Below are 15,660 nucleotides of genomic sequence, written 5' to 3'. Positions count from 1 at the left end.
CAATCATGTTAATGGATAATGAATCAAAAAATAATGTGACGGAGCGTGAGAATCTTGAATGAAGTTGTACAAGTTCCTGTTACGGATGTAAAGGGAATCGGAGGAGAAACATCTGAATTACTACACGAGATGGGAATTTATACAGTTTCTCATCTATTAGAACATTTTCCGTACCGTTATGAAGACTATGCGATGAAAGATCTTGCAGAAGTAAAGCATGATGAACGTGTAACAGTTGAGGGAAAAGTTCATAGTGCTCCTTTACTGCAATATTACGGGAAGAAGAAGTCGCGTCTTACGGTTCGTGTCCTCGTAGGTCGTTATTTAATTACAGCTGTATGTTTTAATAGGCCGTACTATAAGCAGAAGTTAAATTTAGATGAAACGGTAACGATTACTGGAAAATGGGACCAGCATCGTCAAACGATTGCGGTATCAGAACTTCATTTTGGACCGGTTGTACGTCAACAAGAAGTGGAGCCTGTGTACTCAGTGAAAGGGAAACTTACAGTAAAACAGATGCGCCGTTTTATTGCACAAGCGTTAAAGGAGTATGGAGACTCTATAGTTGAAGTGTTACCAGATGGATTGCTAAGTCGGTATAAATTACTGCCACGTTATGAAGCACTTCGGGCTTTGCATTTTCCATCGGGGCAGGAAGACTTGAAGCAAGCGCGTCGCCGGTTTGTATATGAAGAGTTTTTCTTATTTCAGTTGAAAATGCAAACGTTACGAAAAATGGAGAGGGAAAATTCGAAAGGGACGAAAAAAGAAATTCCTTCAGAAGAATTGCAAGAGTTTATCGATGCACTTCCGTTTCCATTAACTGGTGCGCAACGCCGAGTTGTAGATGAAATTATGAAAGATATGACATCTCCTTATCGAATGAATCGTCTGCTGCAAGGTGATGTAGGTTCTGGTAAAACGGTGGTCGCTGCAATTGGTCTTTATGCAGCGAAATTAGCGCATTATCAAGGTGCTTTAATGGTTCCAACAGAAATTTTAGCAGAACAACATTATCAATCGCTCGCAGAGACGTTCTCGCACTTTGGTATGAAGGTTGAATTGTTAACAAGTTCAGTTAAAGGTGTGAGACGCCGAGAGATTTTGGCAAAATTAGAACAAGGAGAAATAGATATCCTTGTTGGAACGCATGCTTTAATTCAAGATGAAGTTATTTTTCATAGGTTAGGTCTCGTGATTACTGATGAACAACATCGATTTGGTGTAGCGCAGCGACGAGTTTTACGTGAGAAAGGTGAAAGTCCAGATGTATTATTTATGACAGCAACACCAATTCCACGTACGTTAGCAATTACTGCATTTGGAGAGATGGATGTTTCTATAATCGATGAGATGCCAGCTGGTAGAAAGGTAATTGAAACATACTGGGCAAAACATGACATGTTAGATCGTGTTCTCGGTTTTGTAGAGAAAGAGATAAAAAAAGGAAGACAAGCATATGTTATTTGTCCTCTAATTGAAGAATCTGAGAAACTTGATGTACAAAATGCAATCGACTTACATAGTATGCTGACTCATCATTATCAGGGGAAATGTCAAGTCGGATTAATGCATGGAAGATTATCATCTCAAGAAAAAGAAGAGATAATGGGGCAATTTAGTGAAAATAAAGTGCAAATTCTTGTGTCGACAACAGTTGTTGAGGTGGGTGTGAACGTACCGAATGCGACTGTAATGGTTATTTATGATGCAGAGCGTTTCGGTTTATCACAGCTTCATCAGCTAAGAGGACGTGTTGGGCGTGGTAGTGAACAATCGTATTGTTTATTAATCGCGGATCCAAAATCGGAAACGGGAAAAGAACGAATGCGTATTATGACCGAAACGAATGATGGATTTGTATTGTCAGAAAAAGATTTAGAATTACGAGGTCCTGGAGATTTCTTTGGGAGTAAGCAAAGTGGTTTACCAGAATTCAAGGTTGCTGATATGGTACATGATTATCGGGCGCTAGAAACAGCTAGACAAGATGCGGCGTTACTAGTAGATTCAGAAGCGTTTTGGCATAATGATCAATATGCGTCGTTGCGTACGTATCTTGACGGGACAGGTGTGTTCCAGGGAGAGAAGCTCGATTAAAGGGAGGCAACAAAAGTTTTTGTTGCATTCTACTTTTAATGATTATATACTACTGTTAGTACCTAGTCATAAAAATGGATGGTGCGGTATGAAAAAAAGAAGAAGTAAAAAAGAAAGACAAGAATTATTACAACAAACGATAGAAACGAATCCTTTTATTACGGATGAAGATTTAGCAGAAAAATTTCAAGTGAGTATACAAACTGTACGTCTTGATCGTATGGAATTATCTATTCCTGAATTAAGAGAAAGAATTAAACATGTAGCTACAAAGCAACATGAAGAAGATGTGAAATCTTTACCGTTAGAAGAGGTTGTCGGAGAAATTATTGATATAGAATTAGATAGACATGCGATTTCTATTTTTGAAGTGAAGGTAGAACACGTATTTAAAAGAAATCAAATTGCCCGTGGGCATCATTTGTTTGCACAAGCAAACTCACTAGCTGTTGCGGTTATTGATGAAGAATTAGCTTTAACTGCAAAGTCTACCATTCGATACATTCGTCCTGTAAAATTAGGAGAGCGTGTTGTTGCAAAAGCGCGCGTGGAAGATGTAGAGAATGATAAAGGGCGGACGGTTGTCAAAGTGCGTAGCTTTGTTGGAGAAGAACTTGTTTTTACAGGCACTTTTGAAATGTATCGATCTAGTAATTATAGTGAGGAAGGTAACAACTTATGAAAATCGCAATAGATGCAATGGGCGGCGATCATGCTCCAAAGGCTGTCGTACTAGGAGCAATGAAAGCTATTAAGGAATATTCTGATTTACATATTACGTTAGTGGGGAAAGAAGAGGAAATTCGTCAATACTTAACGAGTGAAGAACGAATTACTATACTTCATACAGACGAAAAAATTGAATCGACAGATGAACCAGTAAGAGCGGTTCGTCGAAAAAAACAAGCTTCAATGGTACTTGCGGCGCAGCAAGTGAAAGACGGTGTAGCGGATGCTTGTATATCAGCTGGTAGTACAGGAGCTTTAATGGCGGCTGGATTGTTTGTTGTAGGTCGTATGGAAGGAATTGAGCGACCAGCTTTATCCCCTACAATGCCAACTGTTGATGGAGAAGGTTTTGTTATGTTAGATGTTGGAGCGAACGTTGATGCAAAACCAATTCATTTATATCAATATGCAGTAATGGGATCTGTATACGCTGAGAAAGTAAGAGGAATTAAAAATCCTCGCGTTGGACTTTTAAACGTTGGAACAGAAGATGGTAAAGGTAACGAGCTTTCAAAACAAGTCTTTGCAATGCTTAAAGATGCCCCAATTAATTTCGTTGGGAACGTTGAATCAAGAGATTTATTGCAAGGTGTAGCAGATGTTGTTGTATGTGATGGTTTTACAGGGAATGTAGCACTGAAATCATTAGAAGGAACAGCACTTGCATTATTCTCTATGTTAAAAGAACAGTTAATGAGTTCGTTTACGAGCAAATTAGCAGCAGCGGTATTAAAGCCAAAACTTATGGTATTAAAAGATAAAATGGATTATTCGGAGTATGGAGGAGCGGCATTATTTGGATTGAAGGCTCCTGTCATTAAGGCTCACGGTTCTTCCAATGACCAATCGATATTTAGTGCGATTCGTCAAACGAGAGAAATGGTAGCGAAAGAAGTTATTCCTACTATTTCAAGCGTAATGGAGAAAGAGCCACTCCAATAAGAGGAGGATTTGAAATGGGAAAACTAGCATTTCTTTTTCCGGGCCAAGGTTCACAGGCAGTTGGAATGGGTAAACAGTTAGCAGAGAATAATAAAGAGGTTGCAAATGTATTTGCAAAAGCAGATGAGGTGTTGCAAGACTCACTTTCAGAAGTGATTTTTGAAGGGCCGCAGGAAAAGCTTACGTTAACAACAAATGCGCAACCTGCTTTATTAACAACGAGTTTTGCTATTTTGACAGCTTTAAAAGAGTATGATATTACACCAGACTTTGTCGCAGGGCATAGTTTAGGTGAGTATAGCGCTCTTGTAGCAGCGGGTGCATTAACTTTTGAGGATGCAGTATATGCTGTAAGGAAACGTGGGGAATATATGGAAGAAGCTGTTCCTGGCGGAGAAGGTGCAATGGCGGCTATTTTAGGTGCTGATCCACATATGCTGAAACAAGTTACAGAAGAAGTAACAAGTGAAGGGTATGCAGTACAAATTGCTAATATGAATAGTACGAAGCAAATTGTGATTTCTGGAACAAAGCAAGGAGTCGAGATTGCTTCTCAAAGAGCGAAAGAACATGGTGCAAAGAGAGCAATTCCGCTTAAAGTAAGTGGACCGTTCCACTCTGCGCTTATGAAGCCAGCGGCGGAGAAATTCCAAAGTGTCTTAAATGAAATTACAATTCAAGATACGAATATTCCGGTAATCGCAAATGTAACAGCAGACGTTATTACAAGTGGTGCGCATATTCAAGAAAAGCTAATCGAGCAGCTCTATTCGCCTGTCTTATGGTATCCATCCATTGAATATATGGTGAGTCAAGGGGTAGATACATTTATTGAGATTGGACCTGGGAAAGTACTTGCTGGACTTATGAAGTCAATTGATTCATCAGTGAAAGCATACGCGATATACGATGAAGAGACATTACAAGATACCATTTCAAATTTGAGAGGAGAAAACTGATGTTAAAAGGGAAAGTAGCATTAGTAACGGGTGCTTCACGTGGAATTGGTCGTGCAATTGCGATTGATTTAGCAAAACAAGGGGCAAATGTTGTAGTAAATTATGCTGGTAACGAGCAAAAGGCAAATGAAGTAGTTGATGAAATAAAGAAATTAGGTTCGGATGCAATTGCAGTAAGAGCAGATGTTGCAAATGCTGAAGACGTTACAAATATGGTGAAACAAACTGTAGATGTATTTGGACAAGTTGATATTCTTGTAAATAATGCAGGTGTAACAAAAGATAATTTATTAATGCGTATGAAAGAAGAAGAATGGGATACAGTTATTAATACAAACCTAAAAGGTGTATTCTTATGTACAAAGGCAGTATCTCGATATATGATGCGTCAACGTCATGGACGTATTGTAAATATCGCTTCTGTTGTCGGAGTAACGGGAAACCCAGGACAAGCAAACTATGTTGCTGCTAAAGCAGGTGTAATCGGATTAACAAAAACATCAGCAAAAGAGTTAGCAAGCCGCAATATTACTGTAAATGCAATTGCTCCTGGATTTATTGCGACAGATATGACAGACGTATTAGATGAAAATATAAAAGCTGAAATGTTAAAATTAATTCCTGCAGCTCAGTTTGGTGAAGCGCAAGATATCGCAAATGCTGTAACGTTTTTTGCTTCTGATCAAAGCAAATATATTACAGGTCAAACGTTAAATGTTGATGGCGGTATGGTAATGTAATAAAAGAATCGATTTCAGCTAGTTTTTTTGGACAATATTTAATATAATATTTGAGGGGAGGTGAATGGAATGGCAGATGTTTTAGAGCGTGTAACAAAAATTATCGTTGATCGTTTAGGAGTAGAAGAAACAGAAGTAGTACCAGCTGCAAGCTTCAAGGAAGATTTAGGAGCAGACTCCCTAGATGTAGTAGAACTTGTAATGCAATTAGAAGACGAATTCGAAATGGAAATTTCTGATGAAGATGCTGAAAAGATTGCTACTGTTGGCGATGCTGTGACTTACATAGAGAGTCATCTATAATGCTTGAATGAAGTCCCGTTTTTTAGCGGGGCTTCTCGGCTTATATCTGGAGGGACCTATGCCGTACCGTAAATATAGAGAAAAAAAATACGAAACAAAATATCGTGAAGCGTTTAAAGTATTTCAAGAAAAAATAGGTATTACGTTTACAGATGAAAAATTATTGATTCAAGCATTTACGCATTCATCGTATGTGAATGAGCATCGAAAAAAACCGCATGAAGACAATGAGCGTCTCGAATTCCTTGGAGATGCAGTATTGGAACTTACTGTATCGCAGTATCTGTTTCAAAAATATCCGACAATGAGCGAAGGAGAGTTAACAAAACTACGTGCAGCTATTGTATGTGAACCATCTCTTGTTCGTTTTGCAAACGAGTTGTCATTTGGTAGCCTAGTTTTATTAGGAAAAGGTGAGGAAATGACAGGCGGACGTGAACGACCAGCTTTATTAGCGGATGTCTTTGAAGCGTTTATTGGTGCCCTTTATCTTGATCAAGGGCTAGAAACAGTATGGGGCTTCTTAAAAGAAATTGTATACCCTAAAATTAATGAAGGTGCTTTTTCTCATGTGATGGATTATAAGAGTCAATTACAAGAGTTGATTCAGCGTGATGGTAGTGGCAATATTGAGTATCAAATTTTGCAAGAAAAAGGACCGGCTCACAATCGAGAATTTGTGTCACGTGTTACGTTAAATAACGTGGCCTTAGGTCTTGGTAGTGGCAAGTCGAAAAAAGAAGCAGAGCAACAAGCTGCTGCAGAAGCGTTGAAAAAGTTAAAAGAACAACTATAAGGAATCCCCCTTTGAATGAGGGGGATTCCTTGTGCATAGAATGAAACTTTCCTTTCGTTTATAAATGTAAGGAAATGAAATCCGTATAATCGTTTGTTTTTGTATAAACAACATTTATAGCAACGGAGAATAGGAGGAAGGCCTTTCGTGTTTTTAAAAAGATTAGAAATAGCGGGATTTAAGTCTTTTGCTGAGCGTGTATCTGTCGATTTTGTCCCAGGTGTAACGTCTGTAGTAGGACCTAATGGAAGCGGGAAAAGTAATATTACTGATGCCATTCGTTGGGTACTTGGTGAACAATCGGCAAAATCATTACGTGGTGCAAAGATGGAAGATATTATTTTTGCAGGTAGTGATACGAGAAGAGCGGTTAATGTTGCTGAAGTAACATTAACTTTAAATAATGAAGATCAACGTTTACCGATTGAATATAATGAGGTGTGTGTAACGCGTCGTGTATCTCGTTCTGGTGATAGTGATTTTTATATTAATAAACAATCATGCAGGTTGAAAGATATTATCGATTTATTTATGGACTCTGGTATGGGAAGAGAAGCTTTTTCAATTATTAGCCAGGGGAAAGTTGAAGAAATTTTAAGTAGTAAATCAGAAGAACGTCGTGGGGTATTTGAAGAAGCGGCGGGAGTGTTGAAATACAAACTTCGTAAAAAGAAAGCTGAAGGTAAATTAGCAGACACACAAGAAAACTTAAATCGTGTACAAGATATAATTCACGAATTAAGTAGTCAAGTAGAACCTTTAGAAAGACAAGCTTCTATTGCAAAGGATTATCTCGAGAAAAAAGAAGAATTAGAGAAAGTAGAAGCGGCGCTTATTGTACATGAAATTGAAGAATTACATGAGAAATGGGAAGCGCTTCGAAATCAGTTTGGGCATAATAAAAACGAAGAAGCGAAAATGTCAACGCATTTACAAAAAGGTGAAGAAGAGCTAGAAGAATTACGAGGCCAATTACAAGCAGTAGATGAGTCTGTAGATTCCCTGCAAGAAGTACTTTTGCTTTCTAGTAAAGAGCTAGAAAAGTTAGAAGGACAGCGTGAGCTATTAAAAGAGAGAAAGCAAAATGCAACGACGCATTGTGCACAACTCGAACAGCTAATTGTTGAATTAACAGAGAAAGCTACAAGTTATGATGGTGAAATTGAATCGAGTACAGAAGTATTGATGCAATTTGTAAATCATGTAAAAGAGTTGGAGACGAAATTGTATGACAATGAGCAATTACTTGCAACGTTTGCTGACAATTTAGAAGAGCAAATTGAGAATTTAAAAGGTGACTATATTGAACTTTTAAATCAACAAGCTAGTCATCGTAATGAGTTATCTATGATTGAAGAACAATCTAAACAACAAAACTCAAAAAATGAACGCCTTGATGAAGAAAATGCGAAATATGTAGAAATGCGTATGGAAATTACAGCGAAAAAGACAAAACTTGTGGAAAGTTATGAACAAGTAAAAGAAAAAGTAGCTGGAATCCTTTCGAATATACAAAAGACAGAAGCGGCACTTGGGAAATGCAAGGCGCAGTATAGTGAAAACGAAACAAAACTGTATCAAGCATATCAATTTGTACAACAGGCACGTTCTCGAAAAGAAATGCTAGAAGAGATGCAAGAGGACTACTCTGGTTTCTATCAAGGGGTACGTGAAGTATTAAAAGCTAGAGAAAATAGGTTGCAAGGTATTGAGGGTGCTGTTGCAGAACTGCTAACGGTACCGAAAGAATATGAAATTGCAATGGAAATTGCTCTAGGTGCAGCGATGCAGCATATAGTTGTACAAAAAGAAGAACATGCTCGTAATGCAATTGCGTTTTTAAAACAAAATAAACATGGACGAGCAACGTTTTTACCGCAAGCTGTTATTAAAGGTAGATCGTTATCATTTGAGCAATTACGTATTGTAAATCAGCACCCATCGTTTGTAGGTGTGGCAGCAGAACTCGTGCAATATAACAATAAATATGAAAATGTAGTTTCAAATTTATTAGGTACTGTTATTGTTGCAAAAGATTTACGCGGAGCGAATGAGTTGGCGAAACAATTGCAATACCGTTATCGCATTGTAACAATCGAAGGTGATGTAGTAAACCCTGGCGGTTCTATGACGGGTGGAGCGGTAAAACAGGCGAAATCATCTTTATTAGGACGTCAACGTGAACTAGAAGAGTGGACGAGTAAGTTAACTGATATGGAAGAGAAAACAACGAAGTTAGAAAACTTTGTTAAAGCAGTAAAACAAGAGATTCAAGAAAAAGAAGTGCAAATACGCGAACTAAGGCAAAGTGTAGAAGCAGAGCGTGTAGATGAACAGAAATTAAGAGAAGAAATTAGTCGCTTAGAATTAGAAGAACATCGTATTAATGATCGTTTATCTATTTACGATTTAGAGATTGAAGGGTTCTTGCAAGACCAAGTGAAAATGCAAGGCCGTAAAGAAGAGTTAGAAAAGATTTTGGCGACTCTTCAGGCAGAGATTACGGAATTAGATAGCAAAATCACAGCTTTAACAAAACAAAAAAGTGAGCAACATTCTTCGAAAGAAAAAGTTCAAAAAGAAATGACTGAGTTAAAAGTGTTAGCAGCTGAAAAGCAACAACGCTTATCTAATCAAAAAGAAAAAGTAGAACGATTGACGAAGGAAAAAGAAGAAACCGATGCAACGCTTGTCAAAACGAAAGAGGATTTAGCATTCTTAAAACAAGAAATGACATCGAATTCAAGTGGTGAAGAACAAATTACGAATATGATTGAGAAGAAAGCATATGATCGTAATCAAACTTCAGAGTTAATTCGCTCTCGTCGTGAACAACGTGTATCGTTACAAGAGAGAGTAGAACAGTTAGAGCGTAACCTGAAAGAAACAACAGGTAAACATAAATACATTCTTGAGATGTTGAAAGATCAAGAGGTAAAAATAAACCGACTTGATGTAGAGTTAGAAAATAGATTACAACATTTACGTGAAACATATACGATTTCATTTGAAGCGGCAAAACTGAAGTATACAATGGTGATGCCTGCTGAGGATGCACGTAAAAAGGTGAAACTAATTAAACTCTCCATCGAAGAGCTAGGTACAGTAAACTTAGGAGCAATTGATGAGTATGAGCGTGTGGCAGAGCGTCATACATTCTTACTAGAGCAAAAAGATGATCTAGAAGAAGCAAAAACGACATTGCACCAACTTATTACTGAAATGGATGAAGAAATGAAAAAACGCTTTTCTACTACGTTTGAAGGAATTCGAATGGAGTTTCAATCGGTGTTCTCTGAATTATTTGGAGGCGGTAGAGCGGATTTAGTTATGACGAATCCAGAGGACTTATTAAATACGGGTATTGATATCGTAGCGCAACCGCCAGGGAAAAAACTGCAAAACTTAGGTTTACTTTCAGGTGGAGAGCGTGCTTTAACGGCAATTGCGCTGCTATTTGGTATTTTAAAAGTGCGCCCAGTCCCATTCTGTGTATTAGATGAGGTAGAGGCTGCTCTTGATGAGGCAAACGTTGCCCGTTTTGCTCAGTATTTAAAGAAATTTAGTGATGAGACACAGTTTATTGTAATTACACATAGAAAAGGTACAATGGAAGAGTCTGACGTATTGTACGGTGTAACAATGCAAGAGTCAGGGGTATCTAAACTTGTTTCGGTTCGTTTAGATGATGGAGAAGAACTAGTTGCAAGCAAATAGAAAGGATGGGACAGTATGAGCTTTTTTAAAAAACTAAAAGAAAAAATTTCAAAACAAACAGATACGGTAACAGAGAAGTTTAAACAAGGATTAGAAAAAACGAGAAATTCGTTTGCAGATAAAGTAAATGATTTAGTCTTTCGTTACCGTAAAGTAGATGAAGATTTCTTCGAAGAATTAGAAGAAATTTTAATCGGTGCAGATGTTGGCGTTTCGACAGTGATGGAATTAATCGACCAGCTGAAAGAAGAAGTGCAACGCCGTAATATTCAAGATCCAAAAGAAGTACAAGCTGTTATTTCGGAAAAATTAATAGAAATTTATAAAGGTGACAGCGATTTTACTAATGAAATTAATGTGCAAAAGGATGGTTTAACAGTTGTTTTATTTGTTGGTGTGAATGGTGTAGGTAAAACGACAACAATTGGTAAGATGGCTCATAAGTTTAAATCAGAAGGTAAGTCTGTCTTATTAGCAGCAGGAGATACATTTCGTGCTGGAGCGATTGAACAATTGGAAGTATGGGGCGATCGCGTTGGGGTAGAAGTGATTAAACAAGGATCAGGGTCTGATCCAGCAGCGGTTATGTATGACGCTGTACAAGCTGCAAAAGCACGTAAAGTAGATGTATTACTATGTGATACAGCAGGGCGTTTACAAAATAAAGTAAACTTAATGAAAGAGTTAGAGAAGGTAAAGCGTGTAATTGAGCGTGAAGTACCAGGAGCTCCTCATGAAGTATTGCTTGTTATTGATGCAACAACAGGACAAAATGGTTTAAGTCAAGCGAAAACATTCCGTGAAGCAACGAATGTGACTGGTATTGTTTTAACGAAGTTAGATGGAACTGCTAAAGGTGGTATTGTATTAGCAATTCGTAACGAAATGGATGTACCGGTGAAATTCGTTGGATTAGGAGAGCAAATGGATGATCTGCAACAGTTCGATCCAGAACAATATGTATATGGTTTATTTGCGAACTTAGTAGAAACAGAAGAAGTATAAGTGAAAGAAGCGGTATTTTCCGCTTCTTTTTCTATAAAAATATGAGATGTTAAGAAAAAAACTTGACACTCTTTTGTACTCCATGTAAACTAATTCATGTAAAGGGAAATCACTTAACAAAGGATGATCCAACATGCTCGAAAAAACAACGAGAATGAACTATTTATTTGATTTTTATCAATCGTTGTTAACGCAAAAACAAAGAAGTTATATGTCGCTTTATTATCTAGATGATTTATCTCTTGGTGAAATTGCGGAAGAATTTGATGTAAGTCGCCAAGCCGTGTATGATAACATTAAACGGACTGAAGCGATGCTTGAAGAATATGAAGAAAAATTAGTATTACTTCAAAAGTTTCAAGAGCGACAGCGACTTGTTGCAAAGCTAAAACAGCTAATCAGCGAAGAAGAGCATGTGAATGAAGAAATGAAACAAGTTGTTGAAGCTATCGAAAAATTAGATTAGGAGGGCGGCAATATGGCATTTGAAGGATTAGCCGACCGACTTCAACAGACGATGCAAAAAATCCGCGGCAAAGGAAAAGTTTCTGAAGCCGATGTGAAAGAAATGATGAGAGAAGTTCGTCTAGCTCTTTTAGAAGCGGACGTTAACTTTAAAGTAGTAAAAGATTTTGTAAAGCGTGTATCTGAACGTGCTGTCGGACAAGATGTAATGAAAAGTTTGACACCTGGACAACAAGTAATTAAAGTTGTACAGGAAGAACTTACAGAACTTATGGGCGGAGAGCAAAGCAAAATTGCTGTTGCTAATAAGCCACCGACTGTTATTATGATGGTTGGTCTGCAAGGTGCAGGTAAAACAACGACGACAGGTAAGCTTGCGAATTTGCTTCGTAAAAAGCATAATCGTAAACCAATGCTTGTTGCGGCGGATATTTACCGTCCTGCAGCGATTAAACAGCTTGAAACATTAGGGAAGCAATTGGACATGCCTGTATTCTCTTTAGGAGATCAAGTAAGTCCTGTTGAAATTGCGAAACAAGCGATTGCAAAAGCGAAAGAAGATCATCATGATTATGTTTTAATTGATACAGCAGGTCGCCTGCATATTGATGAAGAACTAATGGATGAATTAGCGAAAGTGAAAGAAGTTGCGAAACCGGATGAAATTTTCCTTGTTGTCGATGCGATGACAGGACAAGACGCGGTTAATGTTGCACAAAGTTTCCATGAACAGTTAGGTTTAACAGGGGTTGTATTAACGAAGCTGGATGGTGATACGCGCGGTGGTGCGGCATTGTCTATTAAAGCTGTTACAAATACGCCAATTAAATTTGCAGGTATGGGTGAAAAACTAGATGCACTTGAAGCGTTCCATCCAGAACGTATGGCATCCCGTATTTTAGGGATGGGAGACGTCTTAACATTAATTGAAAAAGCGCAAGCTACAGTTGATGAAGAGAAAGCAAAAGAACTTGAGCAAAAAATGCGTACGCTTTCGTTTACACTTGACGATTTCCTAGAACAACTTGGACAAGTGCGTCAACTTGGCCCGCTTGATGAATTGTTAGGAATGCTTCCTGGTGCAAATAAAATTAAAGGGCTGAAAAATGCACAAGTTGATGAAAAACAAATTGGGCATATTGAGGCAATTATTCGTTCTATGACTAAATTAGAGCGAGAACAACCGGAAATAATCAATGCTAGTCGCAAAAAACGCATTGCCAAAGGTAGCGGTACAACGGTACAAGAAATCAATCGTTTAATCAAGCAATTTGATGATATGAAAAAGATGATGAAAACGATGACTGGAATGCAAAAAGGTAAGAAAAAAGGACTAGGTGGATTGAAGTTTCCATTCATGTAAGGAAAAAAGATGGCTCTGTTAAGAAAAAATACTTTACAAAGCAATAGTCTTTTTGCTAATATAATTATCTGTGTGAAATAAATTCGGAGGTGCTTTATAAATGGCAGTTAAAATTCGTTTAAAACGTATGGGAGCTAAAAAAACTCCTTTCTATCGTGTAGTTGTTGCAGATTCTCGTTCTCCTCGTGACGGACGTTTCATTGAGGAAATCGGTACTTACAATCCGGTTGCTCAACCAGCTGAAGTTAAGATCAACGAAGAAGCAGCATTAAAATGGTTAGGAAATGGTGCTAAACCATCTGATACAGTTCGTAACTTATTCTCTAACCAAGGTATCATGGAGAAATTCCACTTATCTAAACAAGGTAAGTAATTGAGGCAATGACTATGAAGAAGTTAGTCGAGACGATTGTCAAGCCTCTTGTCGATTATCCTGAAGATGTAAAAGTTACACAGGAACTTTACAACGGAGAGATAAAGTATCGATTAACTGTACATCCTGAGGATGTTGGAAAAGTCATTGGAAAACAAGGGAAAGTTGCGAAAGCAATTCGAATGCTCTTGTATTCAGTGGGACATCACAATAGTGAAAAAGTAACACTGGAAATTCAATAAACGTAAAAAGGGCGAGGAGTTATTTCCTCTCCCTTTTTTAACATTTAAAGAGAAATTGCATGTTCCATATGTGAAATGGGGATGCTTAATTTATATAGAAACCAGGGGTGACATACTGTTTATGACAAAATGGTTTAACGTAGGGAAAATTGTAAATACTCATGGCGTAAAAGGAGAAATTCGTGTGGTTTCTCGTACTGATTTTCCAGAAGAGCGATATAAGGTAGGGAATACGTTATACATATCGAATGAAAAAGGTGGAGAGCCTTTCCCAGTAAAGATTACTTCTCATCGTCAACATAAAACATTTGATTTATTGACATTTGAAGGATATGGGAATGTAAATGAAGTAGAACAGTTTAAAGGTTCTCTTTTAAAAGTACCTGAAGATCAATTAGGCGAACTAGCTGAAGGCGAATACTACTATCATGAAATTATTGGTTGCAACGTTGTAACGGAAGAAGGAGAAGCGTTAGGGACAATAAAAGAAGTTTTATCTCCTGGTGCAAACGATGTTTGGGTAATTAAACGTCCAAAAGGTCAAGATCTGTTAATTCCTTATATTGATGATGTTGTACTTCAAGTTAACATTGAGAATAAATTAGTAACCATTCATGTAATGGAAGGGCTACTATAATGAAAATTGACATTTTAACTTTGTTTCCAGATATGTTTACAGGTGTGTTTGGATCTTCAATTTTAAAGAAAGCACAAGAAAAAGAAGCGGTAGAGCTCCGTGTTGTCAATTTCCGTGATTATACAACGAGTAAGCATAATAGTGTGGATGATTATCCGTATGGTGGCGGCGCTGGGATGGTGTTAACTCCTCAGCCTATTTTTGATGCTGTAGAAGATTTAACGAAAGAAACGGAGCGGAAGCCGCGAGTTGTCTTAATGTGTCCGCAAGGTGAAAGGTTTACTCAGAAGAAAGCGGAAGAGCTTGCAGAGGAAGAACATTTAATCTTTGTATGTGGGCATTATGAAGGATATGACGAACGAATTCGTGAACATCTCGTAACAGATGAGATTTCTATCGGTGACTATGTATTAACAGGCGGAGAGTTAGCCTCTATGGTTATAACTGATAGTGTCGTACGTCTCCTTCCAGGAGTACTAGGAAATCATGCTTCACAAGTCGAGGATTCGTTTAGTACAGGTTTATTAGAGCATCCTCATTATACACGTCCAGCTGATTTTCGTGGTATGAAAGTGCCAGATGTATTAATGTCGGGAAATCATAAAAATATTGATGAATGGCGACATAAAGAATCGTTGCGTCGTACGTACACGCGTAGACCGGATTTACTAGAAGAACGAGAATTGTCTAAGCAAGAAAAGAAGTGGCTAGAACAGATTAAAGAAGGCAAATAAGTGCTTGATATATTTTCTATTGCAACAGCCTTAGCAATATGCTATTATAACACTTGTGCTGCTGAAATCAGTAGCCGTATTAACGATGTTCCGCTGTAATTTATTTAGACTTTATAAGAGCATCTGTTTAAAGGAGAGAATTTAATATGCAACAATTAATCGCAGAAATTACAAAAGGCCAATTAAAAACTGACCTTCCTTCATTCCGTCCTGGAGACACTTTACGTGTACACGTAAAAGTAGTTGAGGGAACTCGTGAAAGAATTCAGCTTTTCGAAGGTGTTGTAATTAAACGTCGTGGTGGCGGAATCAGTGAAACATTCACAGTTCGTAAGATTTCTTACGGTGTAGGTGTAGAGCGTACATTCCCAGTTCACACGCCAAGAATCGCGAAAATCGAAGTACTTCGCCGTGGTAAAGTACGTCGTGCTAAGTTATACTACTTACGTAACCTTCGCGGTAAAAAAGCACGTATTAAAGAAATTCGATAAGACATGTATGGGAGCTTGTAAATGCACAAGCTCCCTTTTTCCAATCTATATAAAATTTTGA

16 protein-coding genes are annotated in these 15,660 nt (G+C 37.8%); all 16 read left to right on the top strand.

Features of this window, described 5'->3' with window-relative positions; genetic code table 11:
* Positions 1–54: 54 nt before the first annotated feature.
* The 16 genes from recG (at position 55) to rplS (ending at position 15,599) form a co-directional block, all read left to right on the top strand.
* On the top strand, positions 55–2,103 hold the full coding sequence (recG, locus tag ACTFRN_RS01920) for an ATP-dependent DNA helicase RecG (RefSeq protein ID WP_001006880.1): 2,049 nt from the start codon (positions 55–57) through the stop codon (positions 2,101–2,103).
* An 88-nt stretch (positions 2,104–2,191) separates the two neighbouring features.
* Positions 2,192–2,785: a transcription factor FapR gene (fapR, locus tag ACTFRN_RS01915; RefSeq protein WP_000747352.1), complete on the top strand. Its 594-nt coding sequence runs from the start codon at positions 2,192–2,194 to the stop codon at positions 2,783–2,785.
* A complete protein-coding gene (gene plsX / locus ACTFRN_RS01910) occupies positions 2,782–3,774 on the top strand; it encodes a phosphate acyltransferase PlsX (RefSeq protein ID WP_000684108.1) in 993 nt (330 codons plus the stop codon). Before fapR ends, plsX begins: the two co-directional genes overlap by 4 nt.
* Positions 3,775–3,788: 14 nt before the next feature.
* Positions 3,789–4,733 (top strand): ACP S-malonyltransferase, encoded by a 945-nt coding sequence (fabD, locus tag ACTFRN_RS01905; RefSeq protein ID WP_000516951.1) that lies wholly within the window; start codon positions 3,789–3,791, stop codon positions 4,731–4,733.
* Complete coding sequence (gene fabG / locus ACTFRN_RS01900; protein ID WP_000911784.1) at positions 4,733–5,473, top strand: 3-oxoacyl-[acyl-carrier-protein] reductase; 741 nt, start codon at positions 4,733–4,735, stop codon at positions 5,471–5,473. The genes fabD and fabG overlap by 1 nt, the downstream gene beginning before the upstream one ends.
* Before the next feature lie 69 nt (positions 5,474–5,542).
* Positions 5,543–5,776, top strand: a complete 234-nt coding sequence (gene acpP, locus ACTFRN_RS01895) for an acyl carrier protein (protein WP_000786062.1) — start codon at positions 5,543–5,545, stop codon at positions 5,774–5,776.
* A gap of 58 nt (positions 5,777–5,834) precedes the next feature.
* Entirely contained in the window at positions 5,835–6,572 is a 738-nt protein-coding gene (gene rncS, locus ACTFRN_RS01890; RefSeq protein WP_001146876.1) for a ribonuclease III, read from the top strand.
* A 147-nt stretch (positions 6,573–6,719) separates the two neighbouring features.
* Entirely contained in the window at positions 6,720–10,289 is a 3,570-nt protein-coding gene (smc, locus tag ACTFRN_RS01885) for a chromosome segregation protein SMC (RefSeq protein ID WP_088106440.1), read from the top strand.
* A gap of 15 nt (positions 10,290–10,304) precedes the next feature.
* Positions 10,305–11,294, top strand: coding sequence for a signal recognition particle-docking protein FtsY (gene ftsY / locus ACTFRN_RS01880; protein ID WP_000007647.1), 990 nt, complete (start codon positions 10,305–10,307; stop codon positions 11,292–11,294).
* A 133-nt stretch (positions 11,295–11,427) separates the two neighbouring features.
* Positions 11,428–11,760: a putative DNA-binding protein gene (locus ACTFRN_RS01875; RefSeq protein WP_000891062.1), complete on the top strand. Its 333-nt coding sequence runs from the start codon at positions 11,428–11,430 to the stop codon at positions 11,758–11,760.
* A 12-nt stretch (positions 11,761–11,772) separates the two neighbouring features.
* Positions 11,773–13,122 carry a signal recognition particle protein gene (gene ffh, locus ACTFRN_RS01870; protein WP_000863461.1) on the top strand — a complete coding sequence of 450 codons (1,350 nt, stop codon included), beginning with the start codon at positions 11,773–11,775 and terminating at the stop codon, positions 13,120–13,122.
* 100 nt (positions 13,123–13,222) lie between these two features.
* Positions 13,223–13,495: a 30S ribosomal protein S16 gene (gene rpsP / locus ACTFRN_RS01865; RefSeq protein ID WP_000268750.1), complete on the top strand. Its 273-nt coding sequence runs from the start codon at positions 13,223–13,225 to the stop codon at positions 13,493–13,495.
* Positions 13,496–13,509: 14 nt separating this feature from the next.
* Entirely contained in the window at positions 13,510–13,737 is a 228-nt protein-coding gene (locus tag ACTFRN_RS01860; RefSeq protein WP_000737403.1) for a KH domain-containing protein, read from the top strand.
* Between the two features lie 121 nt (positions 13,738–13,858).
* Complete coding sequence (rimM, locus tag ACTFRN_RS01855) at positions 13,859–14,374, top strand: ribosome maturation factor RimM (RefSeq protein WP_000170268.1); 516 nt, start codon at positions 13,859–13,861, stop codon at positions 14,372–14,374.
* Positions 14,374–15,108, top strand: a complete 735-nt coding sequence (gene trmD, locus ACTFRN_RS01850) for a tRNA (guanosine(37)-N1)-methyltransferase TrmD (protein ID WP_000686892.1) — start codon at positions 14,374–14,376, stop codon at positions 15,106–15,108. The genes rimM and trmD overlap by 1 nt, the downstream gene beginning before the upstream one ends.
* Before the next feature lie 146 nt (positions 15,109–15,254).
* On the top strand, positions 15,255–15,599 hold the full coding sequence (gene rplS, locus ACTFRN_RS01845) for a 50S ribosomal protein L19 (RefSeq protein WP_001186516.1): 345 nt from the start codon (positions 15,255–15,257) through the stop codon (positions 15,597–15,599).
* Positions 15,600–15,660 lie beyond the last annotated feature (61 nt).

Source organism: Bacillus cereus group sp. MYBK245-2 (assembly GCF_051916145.1).
Taxonomy (GTDB): Bacteria; Bacillota; Bacilli; order Bacillales; family Bacillaceae_G; genus Bacillus_A; species Bacillus_A pacificus.
The sequence above is the reverse complement of the archived record's forward strand: the minus strand, read 5'-3'. Positions and strand labels throughout refer to the sequence as shown.

Coding starts and splice junctions, on each gene's coding strand:
- fapR (WP_000747352.1), top strand. CDS start 2,192: ATGAAAAAAAGAAGAAGTAAAAAAGAAAGACAAGAATTATTACAACAA.
- plsX (WP_000684108.1), top strand. CDS start 2,782: ATGAAAATCGCAATAGATGCAATGGGCGGCGATCATGCTCCAAAGGCT.
- fabD (WP_000516951.1), top strand. CDS start 3,789: ATGGGAAAACTAGCATTTCTTTTTCCGGGCCAAGGTTCACAGGCAGTT.
- fabG (WP_000911784.1), top strand. CDS start 4,733: ATGTTAAAAGGGAAAGTAGCATTAGTAACGGGTGCTTCACGTGGAATT.
- acpP (WP_000786062.1), top strand. CDS start 5,543: ATGGCAGATGTTTTAGAGCGTGTAACAAAAATTATCGTTGATCGTTTA.
- rncS (WP_001146876.1), top strand. CDS start 5,835: ATGCCGTACCGTAAATATAGAGAAAAAAAATACGAAACAAAATATCGT.
- ftsY (WP_000007647.1), top strand. CDS start 10,305: ATGAGCTTTTTTAAAAAACTAAAAGAAAAAATTTCAAAACAAACAGAT.
- ACTFRN_RS01875 (WP_000891062.1), top strand. CDS start 11,428: ATGCTCGAAAAAACAACGAGAATGAACTATTTATTTGATTTTTATCAA.
- ffh (WP_000863461.1), top strand. CDS start 11,773: ATGGCATTTGAAGGATTAGCCGACCGACTTCAACAGACGATGCAAAAA.
- rpsP (WP_000268750.1), top strand. CDS start 13,223: ATGGCAGTTAAAATTCGTTTAAAACGTATGGGAGCTAAAAAAACTCCT.
- ACTFRN_RS01860 (WP_000737403.1), top strand. CDS start 13,510: ATGAAGAAGTTAGTCGAGACGATTGTCAAGCCTCTTGTCGATTATCCT.
- rimM (WP_000170268.1), top strand. CDS start 13,859: ATGACAAAATGGTTTAACGTAGGGAAAATTGTAAATACTCATGGCGTA.
- trmD (WP_000686892.1), top strand. CDS start 14,374: ATGAAAATTGACATTTTAACTTTGTTTCCAGATATGTTTACAGGTGTG.
- rplS (WP_001186516.1), top strand. CDS start 15,255: ATGCAACAATTAATCGCAGAAATTACAAAAGGCCAATTAAAAACTGAC.